This window comes from Alteribacillus sp. JSM 102045 (assembly GCF_041949975.1).
Classification (GTDB): Bacteria; Bacillota; Bacilli; order Bacillales; family Marinococcaceae; genus Alteribacillus.
This window is the reverse complement of record NZ_JBHFQG010000023.1, coordinates 31,984-57,043: the sequence shown is the minus strand read 5'-3', so window position 1 is coordinate 57,043 and position 25,060 is coordinate 31,984. Positions and strand designations below refer to the sequence as shown.

The 25,060-nt window shown below is 40.0% G+C and carries 27 protein-coding genes, 2 rRNA genes and 1 other annotated feature; of the genes, 28 read left to right on the top strand and 1 reads right to left on the bottom strand.

Going from position 1 to position 25,060, the window contains the following annotated elements:
* From ACE1TI_RS14945 to rsmI, 12 genes are all read left to right on the top strand, one after another.
* Positions 1–88 (top strand): 23S ribosomal RNA (locus ACE1TI_RS14945); the annotation flags it as partial.
* A gap of 149 nt (positions 89–237) precedes the next feature.
* Positions 238–354: ribosomal RNA gene (rrf, locus tag ACE1TI_RS14940) — 5S ribosomal RNA — on the top strand.
* Between the two features lie 243 nt (positions 355–597).
* Positions 598–801 (top strand): sigma factor G inhibitor Gin, encoded by a 204-nt coding sequence (locus tag ACE1TI_RS14935; RefSeq protein WP_375008370.1) that lies wholly within the window; start codon positions 598–600, stop codon positions 799–801.
* Between the two features lie 68 nt (positions 802–869).
* Positions 870–2,321 carry an aminotransferase class I/II-fold pyridoxal phosphate-dependent enzyme gene (locus ACE1TI_RS14930; protein ID WP_375008369.1) on the top strand — a complete coding sequence of 484 codons (1,452 nt, stop codon included), beginning with the start codon at positions 870–872 and terminating at the stop codon, positions 2,319–2,321.
* Between the two features lie 2 nt (positions 2,322–2,323).
* Complete coding sequence (gene tmk, locus ACE1TI_RS14925) at positions 2,324–2,962, top strand: dTMP kinase (RefSeq protein WP_375008368.1); 639 nt, start codon at positions 2,324–2,326, stop codon at positions 2,960–2,962.
* A 274-nt stretch (positions 2,963–3,236) separates the two neighbouring features.
* Positions 3,237–3,566, top strand: a complete 330-nt coding sequence (locus tag ACE1TI_RS14920) for a cyclic-di-AMP receptor (protein ID WP_375008367.1) — start codon at positions 3,237–3,239, stop codon at positions 3,564–3,566.
* Between the two features lie 15 nt (positions 3,567–3,581).
* On the top strand, positions 3,582–4,568 hold the full coding sequence (holB, locus tag ACE1TI_RS14915; RefSeq protein WP_375008366.1) for a DNA polymerase III subunit delta': 987 nt from the start codon (positions 3,582–3,584) through the stop codon (positions 4,566–4,568).
* A 2-nt stretch (positions 4,569–4,570) separates the two neighbouring features.
* Positions 4,571–5,386, top strand: coding sequence for a PSP1 domain-containing protein (locus ACE1TI_RS14910; RefSeq protein ID WP_375008365.1), 816 nt, complete (start codon positions 4,571–4,573; stop codon positions 5,384–5,386).
* Between the two features lie 30 nt (positions 5,387–5,416).
* Positions 5,417–5,764, top strand: a complete 348-nt coding sequence (yabA, locus tag ACE1TI_RS14905) for a DNA replication initiation control protein YabA (RefSeq protein ID WP_375008364.1) — start codon at positions 5,417–5,419, stop codon at positions 5,762–5,764.
* 156 nt (positions 5,765–5,920) lie between these two features.
* The gene (locus ACE1TI_RS14900; protein ID WP_375008374.1) at positions 5,921–6,658 is read left to right on the top strand and encodes a tRNA1(Val) (adenine(37)-N6)-methyltransferase; all 738 of its coding nucleotides are present in this window, start codon (positions 5,921–5,923) and stop codon (positions 6,656–6,658) included.
* Positions 6,645–6,920, top strand: coding sequence for a GIY-YIG nuclease family protein (locus ACE1TI_RS14895; protein ID WP_375008363.1), 276 nt, complete (start codon positions 6,645–6,647; stop codon positions 6,918–6,920). Before ACE1TI_RS14900 ends, ACE1TI_RS14895 begins: the two co-directional genes overlap by 14 nt.
* Before the next feature lie 96 nt (positions 6,921–7,016).
* Positions 7,017–7,883 (top strand): 16S rRNA (cytidine(1402)-2'-O)-methyltransferase, encoded by an 867-nt coding sequence (gene rsmI, locus ACE1TI_RS14890; RefSeq protein WP_375008362.1) that lies wholly within the window; start codon positions 7,017–7,019, stop codon positions 7,881–7,883.
* A gap of 45 nt (positions 7,884–7,928) precedes the next feature.
* Here the strand turns inward: rsmI and ACE1TI_RS14885 are convergent, their stop codons facing one another.
* Positions 7,929–8,219 (bottom strand): transition state genes transcriptional regulator AbrB, encoded by a 291-nt coding sequence (locus ACE1TI_RS14885; RefSeq protein WP_375008361.1) that lies wholly within the window; start codon positions 8,217–8,219, stop codon positions 7,929–7,931.
* Positions 8,220–8,659: 440 nt separating this feature from the next.
* Positions 8,660–8,914, top strand: a binding site (T-box leader).
* A gap of 124 nt (positions 8,915–9,038) precedes the next feature.
* Between ACE1TI_RS14885 and metG the strand changes: the two genes are divergently transcribed.
* The 16 genes from metG (at position 9,039) to pth (ending at position 25,024) form a co-directional block, all read left to right on the top strand.
* Positions 9,039–11,036, top strand: coding sequence for a methionine--tRNA ligase (metG, locus tag ACE1TI_RS14880; RefSeq protein WP_375008360.1), 1,998 nt, complete (start codon positions 9,039–9,041; stop codon positions 11,034–11,036).
* A gap of 124 nt (positions 11,037–11,160) precedes the next feature.
* On the top strand, positions 11,161–11,928 hold the full coding sequence (locus ACE1TI_RS14875; protein ID WP_375008359.1) for a TatD family hydrolase: 768 nt from the start codon (positions 11,161–11,163) through the stop codon (positions 11,926–11,928).
* A 212-nt stretch (positions 11,929–12,140) separates the two neighbouring features.
* Complete coding sequence (locus tag ACE1TI_RS14870) at positions 12,141–13,337, top strand: resuscitation-promoting factor (RefSeq protein ID WP_375008358.1); 1,197 nt, start codon at positions 12,141–12,143, stop codon at positions 13,335–13,337.
* A gap of 227 nt (positions 13,338–13,564) precedes the next feature.
* The gene (gene rnmV / locus ACE1TI_RS14865; RefSeq protein ID WP_375008373.1) at positions 13,565–14,134 is read left to right on the top strand and encodes a ribonuclease M5; all 570 of its coding nucleotides are present in this window, start codon (positions 13,565–13,567) and stop codon (positions 14,132–14,134) included.
* Complete coding sequence (gene rsmA / locus ACE1TI_RS14860; RefSeq protein ID WP_375008357.1) at positions 14,131–15,021, top strand: 16S rRNA (adenine(1518)-N(6)/adenine(1519)-N(6))-dimethyltransferase RsmA; 891 nt, start codon at positions 14,131–14,133, stop codon at positions 15,019–15,021. The genes rnmV and rsmA overlap by 4 nt, the downstream gene beginning before the upstream one ends.
* Positions 15,022–15,213: 192 nt before the next feature.
* Positions 15,214–16,098 (top strand): sporulation peptidase YabG, encoded by an 885-nt coding sequence (gene yabG, locus ACE1TI_RS14855; protein ID WP_375008356.1) that lies wholly within the window; start codon positions 15,214–15,216, stop codon positions 16,096–16,098.
* Between the two features lie 624 nt (positions 16,099–16,722).
* Positions 16,723–16,974 (top strand): Veg family protein, encoded by a 252-nt coding sequence (locus ACE1TI_RS14850; protein ID WP_375008355.1) that lies wholly within the window; start codon positions 16,723–16,725, stop codon positions 16,972–16,974.
* A 146-nt stretch (positions 16,975–17,120) separates the two neighbouring features.
* Complete coding sequence (locus ACE1TI_RS14845) at positions 17,121–17,300, top strand: small, acid-soluble spore protein, alpha/beta type (RefSeq protein WP_375008354.1); 180 nt, start codon at positions 17,121–17,123, stop codon at positions 17,298–17,300.
* Between the two features lie 166 nt (positions 17,301–17,466).
* Entirely contained in the window at positions 17,467–18,333 is an 867-nt protein-coding gene (gene ispE, locus ACE1TI_RS14840) for a 4-(cytidine 5'-diphospho)-2-C-methyl-D-erythritol kinase (RefSeq protein ID WP_375008353.1), read from the top strand.
* A gap of 60 nt (positions 18,334–18,393) precedes the next feature.
* The gene (gene purR / locus ACE1TI_RS14835; RefSeq protein ID WP_375008352.1) at positions 18,394–19,236 is read left to right on the top strand and encodes a pur operon repressor; all 843 of its coding nucleotides are present in this window, start codon (positions 18,394–18,396) and stop codon (positions 19,234–19,236) included.
* The gene (locus ACE1TI_RS14830) at positions 19,233–19,607 is read left to right on the top strand and encodes a RidA family protein (RefSeq protein WP_375008351.1); all 375 of its coding nucleotides are present in this window, start codon (positions 19,233–19,235) and stop codon (positions 19,605–19,607) included. The genes purR and ACE1TI_RS14830 overlap by 4 nt, the downstream gene beginning before the upstream one ends.
* A 625-nt stretch (positions 19,608–20,232) precedes the next feature.
* Positions 20,233–20,526: a septation regulator SpoVG gene (gene spoVG, locus ACE1TI_RS14825; RefSeq protein WP_375008350.1), complete on the top strand. Its 294-nt coding sequence runs from the start codon at positions 20,233–20,235 to the stop codon at positions 20,524–20,526.
* 478 nt (positions 20,527–21,004) lie between these two features.
* Positions 21,005–22,369, top strand: a complete 1,365-nt coding sequence (glmU, locus tag ACE1TI_RS14820; RefSeq protein ID WP_375008349.1) for a bifunctional UDP-N-acetylglucosamine diphosphorylase/glucosamine-1-phosphate N-acetyltransferase GlmU — start codon at positions 21,005–21,007, stop codon at positions 22,367–22,369.
* 35 nt (positions 22,370–22,404) lie between these two features.
* Positions 22,405–23,355: a ribose-phosphate diphosphokinase gene (locus ACE1TI_RS14815; protein ID WP_375008348.1), complete on the top strand. Its 951-nt coding sequence runs from the start codon at positions 22,405–22,407 to the stop codon at positions 23,353–23,355.
* A gap of 165 nt (positions 23,356–23,520) precedes the next feature.
* Positions 23,521–24,168: a 50S ribosomal protein L25/general stress protein Ctc gene (locus tag ACE1TI_RS14810; RefSeq protein ID WP_375008347.1), complete on the top strand. Its 648-nt coding sequence runs from the start codon at positions 23,521–23,523 to the stop codon at positions 24,166–24,168.
* Positions 24,169–24,460: 292 nt separating this feature from the next.
* Positions 24,461–25,024 carry an aminoacyl-tRNA hydrolase gene (gene pth / locus ACE1TI_RS14805; RefSeq protein WP_375008346.1) on the top strand — a complete coding sequence of 188 codons (564 nt, stop codon included), beginning with the start codon at positions 24,461–24,463 and terminating at the stop codon, positions 25,022–25,024.
* The last annotated feature ends 36 nt before the right edge of the window (positions 25,025–25,060 follow it).

Genomic DNA, 25,060 nt, shown 5'->3' with positions numbered 1-25,060 from the left:
CTTGCAGATGACAAGGTTGATAGGTCTGAGGTGGAAGCGTGGCGACACGTGAAGCTGACAGATACTAATCGGTCGAGGGCTTATCCAACACAAAGGAAAGCGCCTCGGTGGCTCGAACATTCGTTATGCAGTTTTACTAACACAGGATGTGTTGGCTTCTGCGTTGTGCACAGGACGTGCACGATCTTAGCAGAAGATCCATAATCTCCTCATCCTTAAGATCATGGAACATCCCTGTCTGGTGACGATAGCGAAGAGGTTCCACCCGTTCCCATGCCGAACACGGAAGTTAAGCTCTTCAGCGCCGATGATAATGAAGGGGCAGCCCTTTGTGAAAGTAGGACGTTGCCAGGCAATGAAAGAAAGCTGTCAGATTAATTTCTGGCAGCTTTTTGTGTGTTTCATGATTTTTCCCCCTCTAGATATTTTTTTCTCCGGACGTGGCATCCCTTTATTATATTTCTTCCTGACTCGTGATTTTTTCTGAGTTCCTATCAAGTCTTTTCACAGGTTTTTCGTAGAAAGATATAAGAAATAGAAAGATGGATAAAATCTAACTGTTTCGGAGAAACTAAGATTGATAGGGAGGTGAGCACGTTGACTATTCACAAAAAAGATAATGAGTGGAGCGAACCTTGTATTCTATGTGAGCAGGAAAAGAAAGAAGGCATCCATATTTTAGAAGCTTTTTTATGTAAAGAATGTGAAAGGGAAGTCGTCCGCATGGAACCAGAGGATCCAGCCTATGCAGATAAAATAAAAAAGTTACGGAAAATTAGAAGTACTACATTATTCTCATAGAAAAATTGCAAGAATCAAAGCAATGCGTCATAATTTTAATAGAAAGTCATCGTGAATGAGGTTCTTAAATGGAACAGCAATCTATGCCTCTTGTGGAGGCTTTACTAAGACATACAAAAAAACAGCCCATTTCTTTTCATGTTCCAGGGCATAAAAATGGCAGCATCCTTTCAACTTCAGTAAAAAACATTTATGAGTCTGTCTTACCTTTTGATCAGACAGAGCTTACAGGACTGGATGATTTGCATGATGCCGATGGTGATATTGCATCAGCTCAAAATCTATCAGCTGAACTTTACGGTGCTGCCGATACGTTATTTCTTGTAGGTGGTTCGACGGCTGGAAATTTGGCAATGATACTTGCTGCATTTAAACATGGGGATACAGTGTTCGTCCAGCGGGATTCCCATAAGTCAGTGATAAATGGAATAAGACTGGCAGGGCTAAAGCCGGTTTTTCTCATTTCTGACTATGATGAAGAAACACAATTATCAATGGGACTCTCTTTGAACACTGTTGAAAAAGCTTTTTCTTCTTATCCTGAGTCAAAAGGTCTTCTCATTACTTCTCCAACATATTATGGATTGGTTCGGCAGCTTGGCCCGATTATTAAGCTGGCTAAAAAGAAAGGAGCAACCGTGGTTGTAGATGAAGCTCATGGTTCTCATTTTACTGCTGGCTCGGTCTTTCCTAATTCAGCGCTTGAGCAGGGGGCTGACGCCGTTGTGCATTCAGCTCATAAGACACTGCCGGCAATGACGATGGGAGCGTTTTTGCATATAGGAGCAGGCAGCAGTGTTTCTGCAGACGTGGTAAAAGAAACAGCTTCTATGGTTCAGTCTAGCAGTCCATCTTATCCTGTTATGGCCTCCTTAGATGCAGCTAGAAAATATCTTTTTGATATAAAACAAATACCGGACAAATTTTTAACAGACCATTTTAAAATGATGAGAAATAATATAGAGAAAGCTTCCAGTCTTTCGTTAGTAACTCTTAGAGGAATAGATCATGATTTATTGAAATGTATATTAAAAGCTCCGGATGGTTATAGCGGCTGGACCCTTCAATATTTTTTAGAAAAAGAAAACATTTTTGTTGAATTAGCAGATCACAAACATGTTTTGCTGATTCTGCCGCTTACTATAGAGCCTCTTCCTTCTCAAACTTATGAGAAGCTTCAAACAGCAGTTGAACGAATGAAATCTGAGTGTCCGTCTGAAAAGAGCGAAGCACCTATTAAGATACCCTCTTTTACTTCAAAATTGATAGAGACAGAAGGTGGACGATCAGCGTTTCATGTGAAACATTTGAAAGTACGTTTGAAAGAAGCATATGAGAAAAAGGCTGGTGCTGATATTATTCCTTATCCGCCCGGTATTCCATTATTTTTAAAAGGAGAAAAAATAAGAGGCGAGCGCTACGCATATCTGATTGAATGGTTACAAAAAGGAGGGAGGGTCCAGGGGGTAGAATACAAGAAGCATGATTGGTACATAAGCATACAAATAAAGGATGAATGATAATGAGAGAAAATGGCGGGGCTTTTATCACGTTTGAGGGATGTGAGGGAGCAGGGAAGACGACAGTAATTGAACATGTACGACAAATTTTAGAGAATCAGGGGAAGCCTGTCATAAAAACGCGAGAACCCGGGGGAATTGACATCGCAGAAAAAATACGCACTGTCATTTTAAATCCTGAGCACACAAAGATGGAGGAACGTACAGAAGCTTTATTATATGCTGCAGCAAGAAGACAGCATTTAATAGAAAAAATCGTACCAGCATTAGAGAACGGCTGTATCGTTTTATGCGATCGATTTATCGACAGCAGCCTTGCTTATCAAGGATATGCGCGAGGCATTGGATTGGAAGAAGTGTTCACCATTAACAAGTTTGCTATCGGAGAACATATGCCAGATAAAACTATTTATTTAGACATAAATCCTGAAAAAGGGTTGTCACGCATTCACCAAAATAAAGAGCGCGAATTTAACCGACTTGACCAAGAAGTAATGGAATTTCATCAAAAAGTATATGAAGCATATCATCAATTATTAGAGCGTTTTCCAAAGCGCATCGTTCATGTAAATGCAGATCAATCAATAGATATCGTTGTTCAAGAAGCTGCATCCCATGTTCTATCCGTATTGCCGGAGTGAAGGAAAGGTTCTTTCTTCGTAATATTTTCAGTAAGATAATAAAAAACCTGTTTTGTTACCAGGAATATAACGAGAATGCGTTTAATTGTAAAAGAAGCTCTCCCCAAAGAAAGGGGACAAGAACACCCTGCTTTAAGATAAGGAGATTGAAATACAGAAACCTTTTCTGTGCAGTCCATGGCATTTGCACTTATCTTTTAGATTCATTCATAAAATGAGCTTTCTGAAGTGAAGAAAATTCTTAAAAGAAATGGAAAAGAAAGAGGGGGTTTTGATGAAGCTAATCGTTGCTGTAATACAGGACAAGGATAGCAATAGACTGTCCAATGCATTGATTGAACAGGATTATCGTGCAACAAAACTGGCCAGTACAGGTGGTTTTTTGAGAGCTGGAAACACTACTTTTCTCATTGGAGTAGAAGATGACCATGTAAACAAAGTATTAGAGATTATTCAAGACAACTGTAAATCGCGGGAGCAGCTCGTCGCCCCTGTTTCGCCTATGGGAGGAAATGCAGATTCCTATGTTCCTTATCCAGTGGAAGTACAAGTTGGCGGAGCTACCGTTTTTATTATGCAGGTAGAACAGTTTGAACAGTTCTAAAATTGAGGGATGGACATGAATTGGGAAGAAATGAAAATTGATCAGCCGACTGTAATGACAATGCTTGAAAGAAGTATGGAAAAAGACAGACTGGCTCATGCATATATATTTGAAGGTATGAGAGGAGCAGGTAAGAAAGCTGCGGCTGTTCTTCTCTCCAAAAGCCTTTTTTGTCAACAAAAAATAAAATCAGCACCGTGTGGAAATTGCGCTGAATGCCGGCGGATAGACCATGGCAATCACCCTGATGTCATGCTGGTCGAGCCAGAAGGAGCGACTATAAAAAAAGCACAGGTGGAGTCTCTACAGAAAGAATTCACATATAAAGGCATGGAAGCAGGATTGAAAGTATATATTGTAAATGAAGCGGACAAAATGACAGCAAGCGCAGCCAACAGTTTGCTGAAATTTTTAGAAGAGCCAGAGAGTCCAACACTGGCTCTTCTATTGACAGAAAATACTCATTTTATGCTTGATACTATTATATCCAGATCTCAAAAAGTAACCTTTGCACCACCTCCTTTAAAAAAACGAACAGCTATTTATATAGAAAAAGGATTTAGTGAAGCAGCAGCCTCCCTATTGGCAAGACTTCCTGATCAAATAGCAGGAGAATATGCTGAAGAGAGAAAAGACTGGATTGTACATGGAAGAACTCTAGTGATACAATTGGTAGAAGAGGTGCACCATCGGCCTCAGCAGATGCTGTTAACAATACAAGAAAAGTGGCTAGCCCATTTTACGGATAGAAAAGAGCTGGACATCGGCCTGGATTTGCTGCTTTTCTGGTATCGCGACCTTTTGGCGGTCAAACATAAAAAAGATAATCTTGCTTACCCAGATCAAGTAGATAAATTAGAGCAAGACGCCCTTCAAATGTCAGAAAGAGAGGTTGCCCAGCGGCTGCAGCAGATCCTCGAGGCGAAACGCCGTCTTCGCGCCAATGTTAATGCGCAGCTTCTTATGGAGCAATTACTGCTCCGCTTACAGGAGGGATCGTAGCTTTGCATGATGTTGTTGGAGTTAGATTTAAGAAAGCAGGGAAAATATATTATTTTTCCCCAGGCGATCTTCATATAGAGAAAGATGAATGGGTAGTAGTTGAAACTTCCCGAGGTCTTGAATTCGGTAAAGTGGTAATTGGGAAAAAACAAGTAAGCGATGATGATGTCGTTCTTCCATTAAAAAAAGTTCTTCGGCTTGCAAATACACAAGACAAATTAACGATAGAAGAAAATAAAGAATTAGCAAATAAAGCTTATGAAGTATGTGCAACGAAAATCGAAGAACATAACTTAGATATGAAATTGGTTGACGTAGATTATACGTTTGATAGAAACAAGGTATTATTTTACTTTACTGCAGACGGACGAATTGATTTTCGGGATCTGGTTAAAGACCTTGCTTCGGTTTTTCGTACACGTATTGAGTTGCGCCAGATCGGCGTTCGAGATGAAGCCAAAATGCTTGGTGGTATCGGACCATGTGGACGAGTGCTTTGTTGTTCTTCCTTCCTGGGGGATTTTGAACCGGTCTCCATCAAGATGGCAAAGGATCAGAATCTTTCACTCAATCCTGCAAAAATTTCAGGTTTATGCGGTCGGCTTATGTGCTGTCTGAAGTACGAAAATGATCATTATGAGACGGCTAAAAAAGAACTGCCTGATATTGGGGAAAAGATTACTACACCTCAAGGAGTAGGGAAAGTAGTAGGGATAAATATTCTTGAACGTCTCGTAGAGGTGGATCTTGCTGAACCACAGAACGTATTGGAATATAGTTTGGATGAATTGATGGAAGAAGGATACATTGTGAGCTGAAGTCACATGGGTGATTGAGGTGGAAGGAACGTGGAGAAGAAGGAAATATTTTCTCAAGTGATTCATATGGAAGAGCGGATTGGAGCTCTCCATGATGAATTGGGAGAATTAAAGGAACAGCTTGCAATGCTGATTGAAGAAAACCAGGCGCTCGCCTTGGAAAATCAGCATTTGCGCGAACGAATGGAAGAAAAAGACCAGACGCAGAAATCAACGAAGCCAAAAAAAACTGTTAAAGACCGCCCAAATGTAGGAGAAGGGTATGATAACCTAGCCCGTTTATACCACGAAGGATTTCATATTTGTAATTTACACTATGGAAGTCTAAGAACGGATGGAGATTGTTTATTTTGTCTTTCATTTTTACATCAAAAATAAACGTTAAGTGCTGTCCCATTAAGAGGGACAGCCCTTTTTATATACCGGTTGAGCGCTTATAATTAATGGATTATTATTAATATAGATAGAACTGAAAAGGGTTCTTTTTCGTAAAGCACGAAATGAAATAATCTAAGGAGATGGATGGTGAAAAGGATGCCTCCATTGCTAGAAGGAGAAAGAATTGATTATGTAACAGAAGGACTGGAAATAATCCAAAGCAAAGACGTGTTTGCTTTTTCTATAGATGCAGTCCTTTTAGCAAAATTTACATATGTACCTATTACCAAAGGATCAATCATAGATTTGTGCAGTGGAAACGGTATTATTCCTTTAGTTCTTTCCACACGCAGCTCAGTACCAATAACAGGAATAGAGATACAGCCCAGGTTAGTGGATATGGCAAGAAGAAGTGTACAGTATAACCATCTTGATGGCAGACTAACATTTATAGAAGGCGATATTAGAGAAAAAAACATCATAGAGAAGGCAGGTAAAGCAGACTTGGTCACTTGTAATCCGCCTTATTTTGCCACGCCAGGGAAAAAGCAGTGGAATAATAATCCTTATTTCACAATGGCACGTCATGAACGTAATGGAACCCTTAATGATATGACAGCAGCTGCTGCAAGCCTGGTGAAACAAAAAGGAAAAGTGTCCATGGTGCTAAGACCAGAAAGACTTCCTGAGTTAATGGAAGTTTATCGAAAACACGATTTAGAACCTAAACGTCTGAAGTTTGTTCATCCCAAAGCAGGAAAAGAGGCAAACATTGTATTACTAGAAGCGATAAAAGGTGGTAAGCCAGGGCTGACATGTCTGCCTTCATTAATTGTATACAATGAAGATGGGAAATATACAGAGGAGTTTCAAGATTACTATGCAGGAAACTAAACATTATGTGTATATGCTTCATTGTGCAGATGATACCTTTTATATTGGTTATACACCAAACATAGAAAGAAGACTCGCCATGCACGAAAGTGGGAAAGGGGCAAAATATACAAGAGGCCGCGGTCCGTTCCGTTTAGTTTACAAAAAAGCATTTTCGACAAAAAAAGAAGCTATGCAGGCTGAATATCTGATGAAAAAGATGAAACGAAAAGAAAAAGAATCATTGGCAAAGAAACAAAAAGGGTGTGGCGAAGGTAGTTAGTTTAATGGTATATCTAGAAGGAAGGACAAGCTTTGTGCAAAATTAACGAAAACACTTTCGCTTCCCTTTGCATTTTTGACAGATAGGGTGAAATAGATGAAGCTGCAAAAAAGTTTTCAAAAGAATGACTCAGGTGTCTTATACTTAGTTCCTACTCCTATCGGTAATTTAGAGGATATGACCTTTCGAGCAGTAAGAATATTAAAAGAAGTAGATCTTATCTTTGCAGAAGATACAAGACAGACTCGAAAGCTTCTTTCCCATTTTGAGATTTCTTCTCCTCTAGATAGTTATCACGAATATAATAAAGAAAATAAAGGAGAGAAATTATTAGCAATTTTACAAAATGGAAAGTCTGCTGCACTTGTTAGCGATGCAGGAATGCCCCTCGTTTCTGATCCTGGCAGAGAAGCAGTCCAGCAATGTATAGAAGCAGGTTTTCATGTCATCTCCCTCCCTGGCGCAAACGCTGCCACTACAGCCTTAACAGTATCCGGTCTTGGAGGGGGCCCCTTTTATTTTCACGGTTTTCTGCCGCGGAAAAAAAAGGAACGAGAAGATATATTAGAAGAGCTTACTTATATTAGTGCTCCCCTTATTTTTTACGAATCCCCTTATCGTTTAAAAGAAACGATGGAACATTTAGAGAAAAAATGGGGAAATCGAAAGGCTGTTTTAGCCAGGGAATTAACTAAGAAGTTTGAAGAACTGTGGAGAGGTACGTTAGATGAATTAAAGAACCATCTTGAGAATCATACCGTAAAAGGAGAATGCTGTTTAGTCGTAGAAGCAGGAAATACAGAAGAGAGAGTACAAAGACGCTGGTGGGAAGAATTAAGTATTTCTGAACATGTTGATTGTTATGTTCAGAAAGGTATGCCGCCTAAAGAGGCAATAAAAGCAGCGGCTAAGGAAAGAAACCTTCCTAAACGAGAAGTTTATGCTCATTATCATGATTTATAAATAAAAAGACGATTTCATTCTAGGAGAAATCGTCTTTTTTAATCTTTATGCGTTAGATTTTTTATTTACATAACCTTCGAGGTCTTTTATTATTTCTTTTGCGCCTTCAGGAGAAAGAATGATCTTACCATCAGCGAGAGCAATGTTTTCATCGGACACTTCCCCCGTTACTTGACACGTCATGTTAGGCTTGTACTTTTTTAAAACGATGCGGTCATGGTCTACATAAATTTCGAGAGCGTCCTTTTCTGCAATATCAAGAGTTCTTCTCAATTCAATTGGAATAACCACTCGGCCTAGCTCGTCCACTTTCCGTACAATACCAGTAGATTTCATAAAAGCTCCTCCTCAAATAAATATGGCTCAGGTATATGTCGTCAATTTTCGACAATTTTCTCTTTCTATGTGTACTAAGAATACCAATCTTTCCAAATCACGTCAATTCATTTAGTTTAAAAAAATGATAAACTTTGAAAATTTTTCTATATTTCTTAAATTCCTGTCATAACAGGCATTAAAAGCAAAATATTACATTTAACATACCTAAATTTAATACAAAGTACAAGTAAATTTCGATTTAATGAACAAAAGTTATACTTTTAATAGAACAATAGATGTATTTCTTCGACATAGATGCTTAGAAGTTTGTCGAATGTATGAGCTGAACCATTGATGGTAATTATATAGAAAGCGCTAGATGACCTGACTTGTCAAGCTTGACACAATAAACCTGCTTCGTTATAGTCTTAGTGAGAATTACTAGGTGAAGCCAATAATGTAATCCGATGAAGGGATGAGTAAAGGGGAAAGCTGTTTCAGAGAGCCGGATAAGCTGGGAACCGGTACAGCCAGAACTCTTGAAGATGGTCCCGGGAGGATTTTCTTTTCGAGCCCTTGAGTAAGAGAAGAACGTATTTCTGCGTTAAAGGAAGAGCGCTTTATCCTATTAAAGGCAGCGCATAAAGCTTCGTCCTTGCAAAAGGCGGAGAAAATTTGGGTGGTACCGCGTGAGTATAACTCTCGTCCCTTTGCAGGGCGGGAGTTTTTTTAATATGTATCAGTCGGCCAGCCAATGAGCTTTTCTTTCAATTGTACGATTAGCACACACATCTTAAGTTTGATTTTATAAGAAATTAAAATGAAGGAGGATTCATTATGGCAGCTGAACAAAAAAACTTTTATATTACAACACCTATTTACTACCCGAGTGACAAACTCCACATTGGACACGCATATACCACTGTAGCAGGAGATGCAATGGCCCGTTATAAACGCTTGCGCGGATATGATGTGAGATATTTAACAGGTACGGATGAACATGGTCAAAAAATTGAACGTAAAGCAAAGGAAAAAGGAGTGTCACCACAGCAGTTTGTTGATGAAGTGGTAGCTGGTATAAAAAATTTATGGGATAAATTAGACATTTCTTATGATGATTTCATAAGAACGACGGAAGAACGTCATAAAAAAGTAGTGCAGCAAATATTTGAAAAACTAAAAGAAAATGGAGACATTTACCTTGATGAATATGAAGGCTGGTATTCTGTGCCGGATGAAACCTTTTATACTGAACTTCAGCTTGAAGAGCCGGTGCATGATGAAAATGGTAAGATCATAGGCGGAAAAAGTCCGGAAAGCGGCCATCCAGTTGAATGGGTTAGAGAAAAATCTTATTTTTTTCGTATGAGTAAGTATGCTGATCGTTTACTAAAATTTTATGAAGAAAACCCTGAATTCATTCAGCCGGAATCACGTAAAAATGAAATGATTAATAATTTTATTAAGCCAGGTCTTGAGGATCTTGCGGTGTCACGAACAGCTTTCGAATGGGGAATCCCTGTAAAAAGCGACCCTGAGCATGTCGTGTATGTTTGGATTGATGCGTTGTCGAATTATATTACTGCGCTCGGATATGGAAGTGACAATGATGAAGCATACTTAAAATATTGGCCGGCCGATGTACATTTGGTTGGAAAAGAAATAGTGCGTTTTCATACGATTTACTGGCCTATTATGCTGATGGCCCTTGATCTGCCTTTACCTAAGAAAGTATTTGGTCATGGATGGCTTTTAATGAAAGACGGAAAAATGTCAAAATCAAAAGGTAATGTAGTAGACCCAATTCCGCTTATCAATCGGTACGGTCTTGATGCACTCCGTTATTATTTACTTCGCGAAGTACCTTTTGGTTCTGATGGTGTATTTACTCCAGAAGGCTTTGTGGATCGTATAAATTACGATCTTGCCAATGATTTAGGAAACCTGTTAAACCGCACCGTAGCTATGATAAATAAATACTTTGACGGAGAATTGCCGGCATATCTAAAAGACGGAACTCCTTATGATGCATCTCTTGTGGATTTAGTGTATGCCACTGTCAATAAAGTTGAAAATGCAATGGAGGATATGGAATTTTCCGTAGCTCTTACTGCTATTTGGCAGCTAGTCAGCAGAACGAATAAATATATCGATGAGACGCAGCCGTGGATGCTGGCAAAAGAAGAATTGCAAAAAGAACAACTCGGAGCAGTGATGTATCATTTAGCGGAATCCCTCCGCTATATTTCCATCATGATTCAGCCGTTTATGACTGAAACTCCGCAGAAAATGTGGGAACAAATCGGCGTTCCATCTTCTTTAACGGAATGGGAAACAATGCGTACATTTGGTCAGCTTCCTGAAGGAACCAAAGTCGTAAAAAAAGGGAAACCAATTTTTCCGCGTCTTGAAGTAGAGCAGGAAGTAGCAGCAATCATTAAAGATATGGGCGGAATTGTAAAAACAGAAGAAGAACAACAAAATGAAAAAAATCAAGAAGAAGAAAAAACGAATGTAATCGATATAGATGATTTTTCAAAGGTAGAATTGAAAGTTGCAGAAGTCTTGGAAGCAGAACCTGTAAAAAAAGCAGATAAATTATTGAAAATCCAGCTGGATTTAGGTTATGAAAAACGTCAAGTGGTGTCTGGTATTGCAGAACAATATACACCAGCGGATCTAAAAGGGAAAAAGGTTATCTGTGTTACGAACTTAAAACCAGTAAAACTACGGGGAGAGCTTTCACAAGGTATGATCCTTGCAGCTTCGAAAGGCAGTGAATTAACCTTAGCAACCATTGATGCTAATCTTCCAAATGGTTCGGATGTAAATTAATCAAGCAAGGAGTCGCCCTGGGAAATACAAAGCTCGGGGCGTTTTACATGAAGTAATTTTTTTATTAGTCACACATTTACAGCCGATCAGGAGGCTTATGCTTTTCAAAATAAGGGGGATAACGATGTTATTTGATACTCATGTTCACTTAAATGCAGATCAGTTTGAAGAAGATGTAGAAGACACCATCAAGAGAGCAAAAGCAGAAGGAGTAGAATGGATGACCGTTGTTGGCTTTGACCGGGAAACCATCCCTAAGGCCATGAATTTAGCGGAAACCTATGATTTTATTTATGCTGCTGTCGGCTGGCACCCAGTTGATGCGATTGATATGACCGAAGACGATTTAAAGTGGCTGGAAGATCTGGCCGCCCATCCAAAGGTAGTGGCCCTTGGAGAAATGGGATTAGATTATCATTGGGATAAATCACCAAAAGAAGTGCAAAAAGAGGTATTTCGCAAACAAATTCATATAGCTAAAAAAGTAAATCTCCCGATTATTATTCACGACAGAGATGCTCACCAGGACATTGTCGACATTTTAAAAGAAGAAAATGCTGCGGAAACTGGAGGCATCATGCATTGCTTTGGGGGAAGTTTGGAAATAGCCCAAGAGTGCCTGAAAATGAATTTCTATATTTCTTTTGGAGGCCCTGTCACTTTTAAAAATGCGAAAAAACCAAAAGAAGTAGCGAAGGAAATACCAATGGACCGGCTCCTAGTAGAAACAGACAGTCCATTTTTGGCTCCTCATCCGTACCGCGGAAAACGTAATGAACCTGCCTATGTGAAACTCGTAGCAGAAAAAATTGCTGAATTAAAAGAAATATCTTTTGAAACATTAGCCCAGCAGACGACGGCAAATGCTAAAAAACTTTTCTGCATAAACTGACAGCTTTCTCTGTCAGTTTATGTAAAGGCTTGTCACCTTCGTGGTTGTTTCGAAATCCTTCTATTCTTCTCTCCTTGTACATACATTACAGTGTCGATAAGTTTTTCTTCACTTGTTTCCTTTTATGGAAGATAATGAGAAGGGAAATTATATGGTTTGACATGGGGGGTGGAAATCTCTATAATGCTTAGCTTGTAGAGGAGGATTAGGCCATGAGTTCAAAAATGAAGTCCTTTTTTCCAAAAGTAAGTATGGGAAAAAGACTTGCTTTGGTCTTTTCAGCAATTTTTATAATGGTTGCTTTTGCTGTTTATCAAACAACCAAAGCAACTGTCACTATTATGACGGATGACAGAGAAGATATTACCGTCACGACCCATGCCGAAACAGTGGGTCAACTGCTGAAAGAACAGGAGCTTAGCATAAGTGAAGAAGATGAAGTAAGCCCATCTCTTCATGAACCTATTACTGGAAATATGACTGTAGAATGGATGAAGGCAGCAAAAATCTCTGTTTCTAAAGACGGAGAAGACCAGGACGTCTGGACAACAGCTGACACAATAGAAGAAATTATAGATGAACAAAATATTACACTGAATAAACATGATTACTTAAACAAAGATTTAGATACTTCAGTAGAAGAAGGTATGCAGGTAACATATGAATCTGCTTTTCCTGTAACCCTTAAATATGACGGGGAAAAAGAGGAAGTAATGACAACTTCGACTACGGTCGCTGACCTTTTAAAAGATGCCGGTATAGAAACAGACAAAGACGACCGGATAGAGCCGGGAAAAGATAAGAATATAACCGGCAAAACAGATATTGAGATTGTACGGGTGGAAAAGGTTACCGATGTAGTGGAAGAAGAAGTAGATTATGCTACTGTTACCCGCCGCGATGATTCCCTTCCTAATGGAGAAGAAGAAGTGGTGGAAAATGGTAAAAAAGGTGTAATCGAAAAACATTATGAGGTTGTCCTTGAAGATGGTGAAGAAGTTTCTCGGGAGTTGATAGAAGAGGAACTTGTAGAAGAAAGTAAGGATAAGGTAGTAGCGGTAGGGGCGCGGACGGAAACGGCGGCGGCTTCTCGTGGAGGCAGCAGTCAAACGGCATCAGAGCGTACTATTTCGATGCAGGCTACTGCATACACTGCAAACTGTTCGGGTTGTTCAGGAGTGACGGCAACCGGAGTTGATTTGAACAGCAGTCCAAATAAAAAAGTGGTGGCGGTTGACCCTTCGGTAATCCCGCTTGGTTCAAGAGTGTATGTAAAAGGGTACGGAGAAGCAGTGGCTGCTGACACAGGTGGAGCAATAAAAGGTAATAAAATTGATTTGCATGTTCCTAGCAAAGCAGAAGCAAGAAGGTTTGGAGTACAGACGCTAGAGGTTACGGTATTGGATTAATCGAGCGAGATGCAGCTGATTTAGACGTAATACAGTTTTTGGGAAAGAACAAAAACTGTATTACGTTTTTTGTAATGGCAGAACTCTAATTTATAAATGGGTACCGGTATTCTCGGGTGATCTTTTCTAATCGTAAAAGAACTAGTATAATAAGGCAGACTAAAAAATGACAAGAACAGCAGGTGGTCCTTACTATTCTTACGCTTGCTGGGAGGCATAAATATTTGATGAAAATTAACGAATGTATTGTAGTTGAAGGAAAAGATGACACCATTGCGGTAAAACGAGCACTTGATGTAGATACTATTGAAACGAACGGGTCTGCTATAGGAGAAGCGGTACTGAAGAGAATTGCTCTTGCGCAGCAAAGACGAGGAGTTATTATTTTTACCGACCCGGACGTTCCTGGAGAGAGAATCAGGAGAATTGTCAGCAGGGAGGTACCAGGCTGCAAGCATGCTTTTCTAACAAAAGAAGACGCTTTATCCCCTTCAAAAGATAACTTGGGGATTGAAAATGCTTCTGTACAAGCAATAAGAAACGCTATTTTAAAAGTTAGAGAAGAAACTGCCTTCCCCATCGAACATAACAACTCAGTTACCCGTCAAGATTTAATCGATGCTGGAATGATGGGTGGACAAGAATCGCAGCGTCGAAGAGAACGAGCAGGAGAAATTTTAAATATTGGGTATGCCAATGCTAAACAATTCTTAAAACGATTAGAAATGTTTAACATAGACCGTCATGAATTTGCCAGAGCGGTACAAGAGGTTTTAGAGGAGGAAAGACGTCCGTGACAAAAGATATTGCCACTCCAGGCAGAACAAAGGAAATTCTTGAAAAACACGGGTTTTCCTTTAAAAAGAGCCTGGGACAAAATTTCTTAATTGACGTTAATATTTTAAATCAAATAGCTGATGCTGCCGGCACGAATGAAAATGACGGAGTGGTTGAAGTCGGGCCGGGAATTGGAGCATTGACTGAACAATTTGCGAAAAGGGTCAAACAAGTGGAAGCCTTTGAAATAGATGGGCGGTTAATACCAATTCTAGAAGATACTCTTTCCCCTTATGATAACGTAACTATTCACAATGAAGATGTTTTAAAGGCAGATGTAAAAAATGTAATAAATGAAAAAATGCATGATGTACATGAAATAGCTGTGGTAGGTAATTTACCTTATTATGTAACCACTCCTATATTAATGAAACTGCTTGAACAGCGTTTGCCTGTTACTCGGATTATAGTTATGATTCAAAAAGAAGTAGCGGATCGAATAGCAGCCAAACCCGCCTCCAAAGAGTATGGTTCTTTATCGATTGCGGTCCAATATTATTCAAACGCGTCTACTGTCACGATTGTTCCTAAAACTGTATTTGTACCAAGGCCAAAGGTAGATTCAGCGGTGCTTAAGCTGGAGATTAGAAAAACACCTCCTGTACATGTCAAAAATGAAGAATTTTTCTTTAAAGTTGTTAGGGCATCATTTGCCCAGCGAAGAAAAACGATTTGGAATAATCTTCAGCATAACCTTTTAGGAAAAGAAAGAAAAGAGCTTCTTGCTCAATCATTAAAGCAAGCAGGGATTGAGCCGCAAAGAAGAGGAGAAACTCTTTCCATGGAAGAGTTTGCAAATTTAAGCAATGAGCTTTATGACTTTACCTCCGGATTATCCTCTTTATAAAGTGCTGGCGCAGGACTGTCACAACTGTGGCAGTTTTTTTTCTATTTGTGGAGTGTATTGTATTGTATTGATACCAGGTAGACACGATGCTTTTATGGTTTGACCTGTTCTTATTTGTTCATTTCCTCTTACTTTTGTGCACACATTTTTCAAGTTTGGAATAGGCTGTGACGAGAGAAGGGGGAGAAGCAGGTGGAACTTAAAGTAGGTGATCTCGTCGCACGCTATTCCTATGACTGTGATATTATATTTCGGATAACAGCTATTGATCAGGATAAGGCAGAGCTTGCGGGAGAGGAGCTTCGCCTGGCCGCTGACGCACCTCTCGACGATTTAAAAAAGGTAGATGATGAAGAGAGAAAAACACACGAAAAAAATGCTCGCGAAAAAGAAGAGTACAGCTATAGGTTATTCCGCCAGGAAGCCCGGCTGATGAAAGAACGAAACGAACATGAAGTCTCAGATGGATATAAAGAGCAGACCTCTTATTTTGAAATGCGGGGCCGTGTGCTTCATCTAGACGGTGATCCTTATTATTTGGCAAAATGTACTACATTATATGAAAGACTGGGAATACCTGTTTACGGCGTACACATACCTGAAAAAGAAATGCCAGATCAAGTAGCTTCTCTGCTGCACATGGTGCGTCCGGATATTTTAGTTATTACAGGGCATGATGCATTTGTCCCTTCTAAAGGCGGAGAAAACGATTTGAAAGCTTACAGGCATTCAAAGGTTTTTGGTCAAACTGTTAGGGAAGCAAGAAAAGAAGTCCCCCAACTGGACCAGCTCATTATATTTGCAGGAGCCTGTCAGTCTTACTTCGAATGGCTGTTAAAAGCAGGCTCAAATTTTGCCAGTTCACCGGAACGAGTAAATATACATGCTCTGGATCCTGTATATATCGCAGCTAAAATCAGCTTGACACCGTTTATGGACAGAATTAGTGTCATGCAGCTGATCCGTCACACATTAACAGGACAGGAAGGATTGGGAGGACTTGAAACCAAAGGAGTTCTCCGGAAGGGGCTACCATGGAAAGAGGACCACTCCTTTTCAAATGAAATCGATGAATAAATTTGCTTATTAAGCATTGAAAACAGTGGGGTGTCTCGGAAGGAAGAGGCATCCCTTTTTAGACTTGAAACCCAAGATAGGAGATAGAAAGATGAAATGGTAACCAAGGAAGGGATTTGAAGCCCGAAGTCAGAGCAAGAGAGGAAAAACGGTAACAAAGCAAAGATCCTTGACGCATTTCGTGGGGTGTTGCGGCAGATCCTACTCGAGTAAGGTTCACATCAAGCGCTGCGCCAACTTTCTAAATAAACGCAATGGCACCCGTCCGTAGAAAAAAGAAAATCATGCAAAACAGCCGGCTGTTTACCATGCAGCGGCTTTTGAGACAGCTCCGAATTGCAGTAATTTTGAAATATTTGTTTTAACAAGGAATACGAAACCAAAACTAGCGTAAACTATACATTGTGAGCCAAATTCTTATAAATGTCAGAAATTATAAGCGTATGGACAATACAAGATAAACGAAAGCTTCCGCCATTAAACTTGGCAACAAGCAAGTTTTTCTAATAAATTCGTTTATAGTTATTGACAATAAAACCATATCATTGATATAATTAAAAATTTTATTTGACATTTGAGGGGGGAAATGCTACAATAAAATACGAGTGAGGTGGGTCCGATATAATGGGAAAAACGCTGATAGAAATTAAAGAAGCACTGGATGCTAATGTCGGAAAAAAGGTCACGGTTATCGCAAATGGTGGGCGCAAGAAAACAATCGAACGCTCTGGCTTGCTTGAAGAAACATATCCTTCTGTCTTTATTGTTAAGTTAGACAAGGACAAGCATTCTGTTGAACGAATTTCTTACAGTTATACAGATGTACTCACCAAGACAGTACAGCTAACCATGAGCGAAGAAGAGCTTCAAGCATAAAAAGTGAATGGAAAATCATTCATAAAACGGTGTAAATTGGCTTTCTGTTGATTGCGGACAGGAAGCTATATTTATGTCTTTTTCGAGTAATCTATACATATACCTGCGGTGTTTAGACAATTCTTTCTTTTAAGGAGATGGGCGTAATGAGCCGGAGACGCGGTATGATGTCTGAGGATTTAAAAGTAGAAATTGCAAAAGAGCTTGGTTTTTATGAAACGGTGCAGAAGGAAGGCTGGGGAGGCATCAAATCCCGAGATGCGGGTAACATGGTGAAACGAGCCGTTCAGATGGCTGAAGAAAGTCTGGCCGAGAATAAAAAATAGCAGGACACATCGCAGGTATTTCATGCTCCGGGGGCATCCCCCGGAGTTTTTCCTCCTTTTATGTTCGAGCCTGTACATGCACTGCATTTTCGACTAAAATGTACAGAGATATTAACGTTTTAATCAATAAAGATGGGTTATGTAGGGAAGAGAAGGAGAATAAAAGGTGAAACGATCAATAAAAGCCCCAGCGAAAATTAATTTATCGCTCGATGTGCTGCACAAAAGAGAAGACGGTTACCATGAAGTGAAAATGGTTATGAGCCAGGTGGACTTAGCAGATCGGCTGGATTTAGAAAGAAGAGAAGACGGGCAAATAAAAGTAGAGCTGTCAGAAGGATTTTTGCCTGTGGATCATCGAAATTTAGCTTATCAAGCTGCTTCACTTCTGCAAAAACGTTATAAGAATAAGCTGGGCGTTTCTATATATATACATAAACACATTCCTGTGGCAGCGGGATTAGCTGGTGGAAGCAGTGATGCTGCTGCTGTTTTAAAAGGGCTTAATGAGTTGTGGGAGCTTGGTCTTTCCACGGATACATTAGCAGATCTTGGTTCCGAAATCGGCTCTGACGTTTCTTTTTGCGTATATGGAGGGACAGCCCTTGCGACAGGAAGAGGAGAAATCATTAAACCACTTCCCTCTCCTCCGCCTTGCTGGGTCATTTTAGCAAAACCTCCAATTGGAGTGTCCACCAGGGATGTTTACCAAAGTTTAAATTTAGACGGCTCCATTAGAGAAGAATACTCAGATCGGATAGTCAGAGCCATAGAGTACAATGATTATCCCTCCATTTGCGCTAACCTTTTCAATACATTAGAGGAAGTTACACTTCCTATGTACCCGGAAGTAAGGCGAATTAAAGAAAGAATGAAGGATTCAGGCGTAGATGCTGCTTTGATGAGCGGCAGCGGCCCAACAGTATTTGGCTTAGTGAAAAAAGAGTCAAGGCTCCATCGAGTGTACAACGCCCTGCGAGGTTTTTGTGATCAAGTGTACGCAGTTCGTTTGATAAGTGATAAGGAAGCTTGATAAAATCCGTATAAAAATGGTATATTTCAAATACAACATTCGGGTTTTATGGAGGTTTTCATGAAAAAACTGAAGCGGAGCGGTCGGTTGGTGGATATGACCTATTATTTGTTGGAGCATCCTCACCAACTAGTATCGCTAAGTTACTTTTCGGAAAGATATCAATCCGCAAAATCTTCTATCAGTGAAGATTTAACTATCGTAAAAGAAATTTTTGAATCACAAGGGATTGGCTCCTTGTTAACGATAGCCGGTGCAAGCGGCGGAGTGAAATATGTACCTATGGTTTGTGAAGAAGAAGGTACACAGCTTGTAGAAGAGTTATGCAGTAAACTTGAAGACAAAGAACGTCTTCTGCCTGGCGGATATTTATATATGATGGACATCCTCGGAAGTCCTCGGTTAATGAACGAAATTGGCAGATTGTTTGCTGCTGTCTTTTCAAACCAAAAGATTGATGCAGTAATGACGGTAGCCATGAAAGGAATACCGCTTGCATACGCTATCGGTTCTTATTTGGATGTTCCAGTAAGCATAGTGCGCAGAGACCACCGCGTAACAGAAGGGTCTATGGTCAGTATCAATTATGTATCAGGCTCGGCAAAACGTATTCAAACAATGTCGCTTGCAAGAAGAAGTCTTGAAGAAGGCGCAAACGTGCTTATTGTCGATGACTTTATGAAGGCTGGCGGAACCGCACGCGGGATGATGGATCTCTTAAAAGAGTTTAACGCTAATGTGGTTGGTATTGGTGTATTAGTAGAAGCAGAAGATGTCGAAGAACGGCTCGTTAATGACTATGTGTCTATTGCCCGGCTTGAAGAAGTGAACGTAAGACAAAAGCTGGTTAAAGTGGTGCCGGGTAACTTTTTAAAGAAATTAAATGAGGTGAATCAATTATGAAAGAAGTTTTCACACCAAAAGCTCCTGAGGCCATCGGTCCCTACTCTCAGGGTATTGTAGTGAATAATATGTTTTACAGCTCAGGTCAGATTCCTTTGACGCCTGAAGGAGAAATTGTTAAAGGAAATGTTGAGGAACAAACTCATCAAGTATTTAAAAATTTAAAAGCAGTCCTTCAAGAAGCTGGTGCCTCGTTAGATACTGTAGTGAAGGCAACCGTATTTATCAAAAATATGGACACTTTTCCAGCCGTTAATGAGGTCTATGGCCAGTATTTTAATGAACATCAGCCGGCAAGATCTTGTGTAGAAGTTGCCCGCTTACCCAAAGATGTTCTAGTAGAGGTCGAAGTGATTGCTCTAGTTAAATAAAAATCTATATTACTTCAAAAAACCGCTGCAATGCGGTTTTTTATTGTTTAGGAAATTATGTTTTTACAAGTTGTGGATAACTATCTTCATATTGTTTGATCCGCGTCTAGCTTAAGCGCCCAGCCTCTCGGAGGCCCAAGACGGTTTAAGGAACTTTTGCTAGAATCGGGAACATCGTGTTCGCAACGCAAAAGTCAGCACATCCTGTGCAAGCCAGTTCGACGTTGTCACAGGACGTGACGTTCTTAGTCGAACATCCTTTAGGACCCTTCTGCTAAAGACGCACACGTCGACGCACAGGACGTGGCGTTTTTGGCTACGAAAGTGCAACGCAGAAGTCACCGCATCCTTGTGGAAGTAAGAGCGCCTTTCATGACTGAAGAACATTTACCTGTCGAGGCTGATCAGGGCGCTTGCGCTTTTGTTCATTAGAGCAGAGATTACGACAGAAGGTAATGGATGGATACAAAGGCCGCATGATTCAGGTAGTTCATATTATTCAGGGACTCAGTACCCAATTAATTTAAAAATTTTAATATTTTTTAGCTCTATAAGAAGGAAATAACATCTGACCTGTTGAATTATATGTCAGAAGTATTTTTATTTGGAAAAAGGTGGTGAAAGAATGGAAGTAACAGACGTAAGACTTCGTCGGGTGAACACTGATGGACGCATGCGGGCCATCGCTTCAATTACAATGGACAGTGAGTTTGTAGTACACGACATTCGGGTGATTGATGGGAATAACGGCTTGTTTGTGGCTATGCCAAGTAAACGTACGCCTGATGGAGAATTTAGAGACATCGCCCACCCGATTTCATCGCATACACGCGAAAAAATCCAAACAGCCGTTTTGGGTGAGTACAAACGCCAGGGAGAATTTGAAAATCCTGAATATGAAGAAGCTGGCGCTTCATAAAAGGGATAAAATATGGAAGTATATTTACGCTATCAGGCGGCCTGCTCCAGGCCGCCTGATTTTTCTAATTGTTTAGGAAATTATGTTTTTACAAGTTGTTGATAACTATCTTCATATTGTTTGATCCCGTCTAGCTTAAGCGCCCAGCCTCTCGGAGGCCCAAGACGGTTTAAGGAACTTTTGCTAGAATTGACATCGTGTTCGAAACGCAAAAGTCAGCACATCCTGTGGAAGTAAGAGCGCCTTTAGTGACTGGAGAACATTTACCTGTCGAGGCTGATCAGGGCGCTTGCGCTTTTGTTCTTTACTAATCGTCATAACTATTCGCTAGGGTTAAAACGAAGGGCTGTTTTCCCTTTTATATCTTTCAAAATCCGGAAAGTTTTGTAAAGTAACGATAATGTTTTGTGTTTCCTTGAAATAAAGAGAATTTTAGGATATATTCGTAAGGAAAAACCGGATACTTGGAGGATGGATAATGAGCAATCGTTACGCGGTTATTTTAGCCGCCGGACAAGGAAAACGAATGAAATCAGATTTGTATAAAGTGCTTCATCCGGTATGCGGAAAGCCTATGGTAGAACATGTGGCAGACCAAGTAAGTCAAGCTGGACTTCAAGAAGTGGTAACGGTAATAGGACACGGCGCCGATGCAGTAAAGGAGCATTTGGGTGATCGTGTTTCTTATGTGTTACAAGAAGAGCAGCTGGGAACCGGACATGCTGTCATGCAGGCGGAGGAGCTGTTAGCGGATAAAGATGGGGTAACTGTCGTGCTTTGCGGAGATACGCCAATTATCCGGGCAGAAACCATGCAGTCGCTGATGGAACACCACGAAAAAACAGGGGCTAAAGCCACTGTTCTTACAGCAAGAGCTGAGGATCCAGCAGGTTACGGACGCGTCATTCGTGACAAAAGCGGTCAAGTAACCAGAATTGTCGAACACAAGGACGCAAATGAAGAAGAGCGTACCGTAAAAGAAATAAATACAGGAACTTATTGTTTTGACAATAAAACACTTTTTCAAGCCTTAAAACAAGTAGGTAATAACAACGCACAAGGGGAATACTACCTGCCTGACGTTATTGAAATTTTAAAGAAAAATGGTGAAATATTAACTGCTTGGCAAACTTCTGACTTTTCCGAAACGATAGGAGTAAATGATCGTGTAGCTCTTGCTAAAGCTGAAAAAGCATTAAGACAACGAATTAATGAACATTGGATGAAACAAGGTGTTACTATCATAGACCCGGACCATACTTACATATCTGCTGATTCTATTCTAGAGCAGGATACTGTTTTATATCCAGGTACGGTGCTGAACGGTTCTGTGAAAATCGGCAGAAATTGTGTACTGGGGCCGAATACAGAAATAACAGAGAGTGTAATCGGGTCAAACTCTGAAATTAAACAATCTGTTGTATCCCAAAGCGAGATAGGGAAATATGTTAAAATAGGACCTTTTGCTCATATCAGACCTGATTCTTCCATCGCTGACGAGGTGAAAATAGGAAACTTTGTCGAAATTAAGAAATCCCGCTTTGGAAAAGGAAGCAAGGCTTCTCATCTTAGTTACATTGGAGATGCGGAAGTCGGAAGTGACGTGAATTTAGGCTGTGGATCTATCACCGTTAATTATGACGGTCAAAATAAATTTCTTACCAATATTGAAGATGGAGCATTTGTTGGATGCAATACGAATTTAATTGCTCCGGTAACAATAGGAGAGGGAGCTTATGTGGCAGCAGGCTCCACTATTACCGATGATGTTCCTCGGGAAGCTCTGTCTATTGCCCGCTCTAGACAGACGAATAAAGAAGGTTATGCAAAAAAGAAGGATTGATCACTTTTTAAATTTTTGTAACGGAGGGAATATTGATGTCAATCTATGACGATCCTTATTTGAAGGTGTTCACCCTAAACTCCAATCCTGGTCTGGCATACGAGGTTACCAAACAAATTGGAGTAGAGATGGGGAAAAGTTCTGTAAAGAGATTCAGTGATGGAGAAGTTCAAGTAAATATTGAAGAGAGTATCCGCGGGTGTGATGTGTTTCTTGTTCAATCTACATCTGAACCAGCTAATGAACACCTTATGGAACTTCTTATTATGATCGATGCCATGAAAAGAGCCTCAGCGGAAACCATTAATGTGGTCATTCCTTATTACGGCTATGCTCGTCAAGATCGAAAAGCAAGATCAAGAGAGCCAATTACTGCAAAGCTAGTAGCAAACTTGGTTGAAACAGCAGGAGCAACTCGAGTGCTGACGATTGATCTGCATGCAACTCAAATTCAAGGATTTTTCGATATACCAGTAGACCAGCTCTTAGCAGAGCCTATCTTGTCCAAACATTTTCAGGATAAAGGCGTGGAAGACACAGTTATTGTATCTCCTGACCATGGCGGAGTTGTGCGGGCAAGAAAAATGGCTGACCGCTTAAAAGCCCCAATTGCTATTATTGATAAACGCCGCCCAAAACCAAATGTATCAGAAGTAATGAATATTGTTGGTAATGTAGAAGGAAAAACAGCCATTATTGTAGACGATATTATTGATACAGCTGGAACTATGACGTTAGCGGCAGATGCTCTTTTAGAAGCTGGAGCAAAGGAAGTATATGCCTGCAGTACACACCCAGTCCTATCCGGGCCGGCTATTGAACGCATTCAAAACTCCAGTATTAAAGAGCTAGCGATTACCAACACAATCGTACTTCCTGAAGAAAAGAAAATTGATAAAATCAAACAGCTCTCACTCGCTCCATTAATTGCAGAAGCCATTATTCGTGTACATGAACAAACATCTGTCAGCACATTGTTTGAATAAGGGTCTTTTGAGATAGAACGTCACGGAAGGAGCTCGAGGTAAGCCTTCATATTCCCGCTCAAAGGTTTAAATGCTTGATTTTTAGGTAAATGAATGGTAAAATCCCGTTTTAAGTGAGTGAAAAGAGTAACTAATAGAAGATAAACTAAATGAGGTGAAACAATCATGTCTGCAGTATTAGAAGCTAAGACACGTAACGATCTAAAAAGATCAGAAACAAAACAATTACGTCTTGATGGATATGTACCTGCTGTACTTTATGGAAAAGAAACAGAGAGTACCCCAGTGTCCGTTCAGAATATTGCTTTCATAAAAACCCTCCGTGAAGTTGGGCGGAATGGTATTATTGATTTAGATGTTGAAGGAGATAACAAAAAACATAAAGTGATTGTGCACGACCTTCAAGTTGATCCAATTAAAGATTATCTTGTTCACATTGATTTTTTTGAAGTAGACTTAAAATCTGAAATGGAAGCAGAAGTTGCTGTAAATCTTGTCGGTGAAGCACCTGGCGAAAAAGAAGGAGGAATTTTATCTCCACTTCTCTATAATGTAACAGTACGTGCTCTACCGACCGACATTCCTGAAGAAATTACGGTTGATATTTCAGATCTGAATATAGGAGATTCTATTCAAATAGCGGACCTTAAATCAGGAAAAGCTTTTGAATTTACTAATGAGCCAGAAGAAACTGTGGTAACTGTTCTTCCGCCAGAACAAGAAGAGCCGGAAGAAGATGAAAGCGAAGGAAAAGAACCTGAACTGGTTGAAACTGACAAAGACAGCAGTAAAGAAGAAGATAAGTCTGAGTAATATATAACAGAAGGGTATAGCCGCATTGCGGTTATGCCTTTTTACTGACTTTAAGAAAAGTCTTGAAATTTAGGTGAACTCGCAGACAGAAGAGGTTTTCTAGAGAAAGCGGACCAACAGCTCTCTTTTCCAAAAAGACAAACCCCGGCTGTCTGCGTTCTTTACACTGTTAGGAAAGTAATATATTTTTGGTGAACAATATAAGTAAAACTACGGCTTTTGCTATAACGACTCGGCGATAAGCCGAGTTTTTCTAATCATGTTAAACAGGCAGATGGAAGGGGAGGCAAACGTGAAAGTTGTTGCAGGTCTTGGAAACCCCGGTCAAAAATATAAAGATACCCGTCATAATGTAGGTTTTGAGGCATTAGATGTGTTAGCAACCAAAATGGGTTTGTCATGGAAAGAAGGAAATAAAAGCCTTGTTGCCGAAACTAGAGTAGAAGGGGAAAAAGTTTTTCTTCTAAAACCAATGACCTATATGAATTTATCAGGAGAAGCATTACGTCCTCTGATGTCTTTTTATAATGTGGAAATTGAAAACCTGATGGTGATTTATGATGATTTAGATTTAGAGCCTGGATCCTTGCGTCTTCGTTTAAAAGGCGGACATGGCGGGCATAACGGTATAAAATCCATCATTAATCAACTTGGAGCAAAAGAATTTAAGCGAGTTCGTATAGGTATTGGCCGGCCGCTAGAAGGTGATTCTGTCACGTCCCATGTTCTTGGAACGTTTCCACCGCAAGATAAGAAAGCAGTGGACGAAACCATTCAATTATCAGCAGAAGCAGCAGAAGCATGGTTCTCTAAGCCATTTAATGAAGTGATGAATCAATATAACAGGAAAAATTAACCATACGTAAGTATAGCTCTCATTTTTGCGGTTCAT

What these genes read in the sequence shown, in the direction of transcription:
- ACE1TI_RS14930 (WP_375008369.1), top strand. Translation starts at nt 870, where the DNA reads ATGGAACAGCAATCTATGCCTCTTGTGGAGGCTTTACTAAGACATACA.
- tmk (WP_375008368.1), top strand. Translation starts at nt 2,324, where the DNA reads ATGAGAGAAAATGGCGGGGCTTTTATCACGTTTGAGGGATGTGAGGGA.
- ACE1TI_RS14920 (WP_375008367.1), top strand. Translation starts at nt 3,237, where the DNA reads ATGAAGCTAATCGTTGCTGTAATACAGGACAAGGATAGCAATAGACTG.
- holB (WP_375008366.1), top strand. Translation starts at nt 3,582, where the DNA reads ATGAATTGGGAAGAAATGAAAATTGATCAGCCGACTGTAATGACAATG.
- ACE1TI_RS14900 (WP_375008374.1), top strand. Translation starts at nt 5,921, where the DNA reads ATGCCTCCATTGCTAGAAGGAGAAAGAATTGATTATGTAACAGAAGGA.
- ACE1TI_RS14895 (WP_375008363.1), top strand. Translation starts at nt 6,645, where the DNA reads ATGCAGGAAACTAAACATTATGTGTATATGCTTCATTGTGCAGATGAT.
- rsmI (WP_375008362.1), top strand. Translation starts at nt 7,017, where the DNA reads ATGAAGCTGCAAAAAAGTTTTCAAAAGAATGACTCAGGTGTCTTATAC.
- ACE1TI_RS14885 (WP_375008361.1), bottom strand. Translation starts at nt 8,219, where the DNA reads ATGAAATCTACTGGTATTGTACGGAAAGTGGACGAGCTAGGCCGAGTG.
- metG (WP_375008360.1), top strand. Translation starts at nt 9,039, where the DNA reads ATGGCAGCTGAACAAAAAAACTTTTATATTACAACACCTATTTACTAC.
- ACE1TI_RS14875 (WP_375008359.1), top strand. Translation starts at nt 11,161, where the DNA reads ATGTTATTTGATACTCATGTTCACTTAAATGCAGATCAGTTTGAAGAA.
- ACE1TI_RS14870 (WP_375008358.1), top strand. Translation starts at nt 12,141, where the DNA reads ATGAGTTCAAAAATGAAGTCCTTTTTTCCAAAAGTAAGTATGGGAAAA.
- rnmV (WP_375008373.1), top strand. Translation starts at nt 13,565, where the DNA reads ATGAAAATTAACGAATGTATTGTAGTTGAAGGAAAAGATGACACCATT.
- ACE1TI_RS14850 (WP_375008355.1), top strand. Translation starts at nt 16,723, where the DNA reads ATGGGAAAAACGCTGATAGAAATTAAAGAAGCACTGGATGCTAATGTC.
- ACE1TI_RS14845 (WP_375008354.1), top strand. Translation starts at nt 17,121, where the DNA reads ATGAGCCGGAGACGCGGTATGATGTCTGAGGATTTAAAAGTAGAAATT.
- purR (WP_375008352.1), top strand. Translation starts at nt 18,394, where the DNA reads ATGAAAAAACTGAAGCGGAGCGGTCGGTTGGTGGATATGACCTATTAT.
- ACE1TI_RS14830 (WP_375008351.1), top strand. Translation starts at nt 19,233, where the DNA reads ATGAAAGAAGTTTTCACACCAAAAGCTCCTGAGGCCATCGGTCCCTAC.
- spoVG (WP_375008350.1), top strand. Translation starts at nt 20,233, where the DNA reads ATGGAAGTAACAGACGTAAGACTTCGTCGGGTGAACACTGATGGACGC.
- glmU (WP_375008349.1), top strand. Translation starts at nt 21,005, where the DNA reads ATGAGCAATCGTTACGCGGTTATTTTAGCCGCCGGACAAGGAAAACGA.
- ACE1TI_RS14815 (WP_375008348.1), top strand. Translation starts at nt 22,405, where the DNA reads ATGTCAATCTATGACGATCCTTATTTGAAGGTGTTCACCCTAAACTCC.
- ACE1TI_RS14810 (WP_375008347.1), top strand. Translation starts at nt 23,521, where the DNA reads ATGTCTGCAGTATTAGAAGCTAAGACACGTAACGATCTAAAAAGATCA.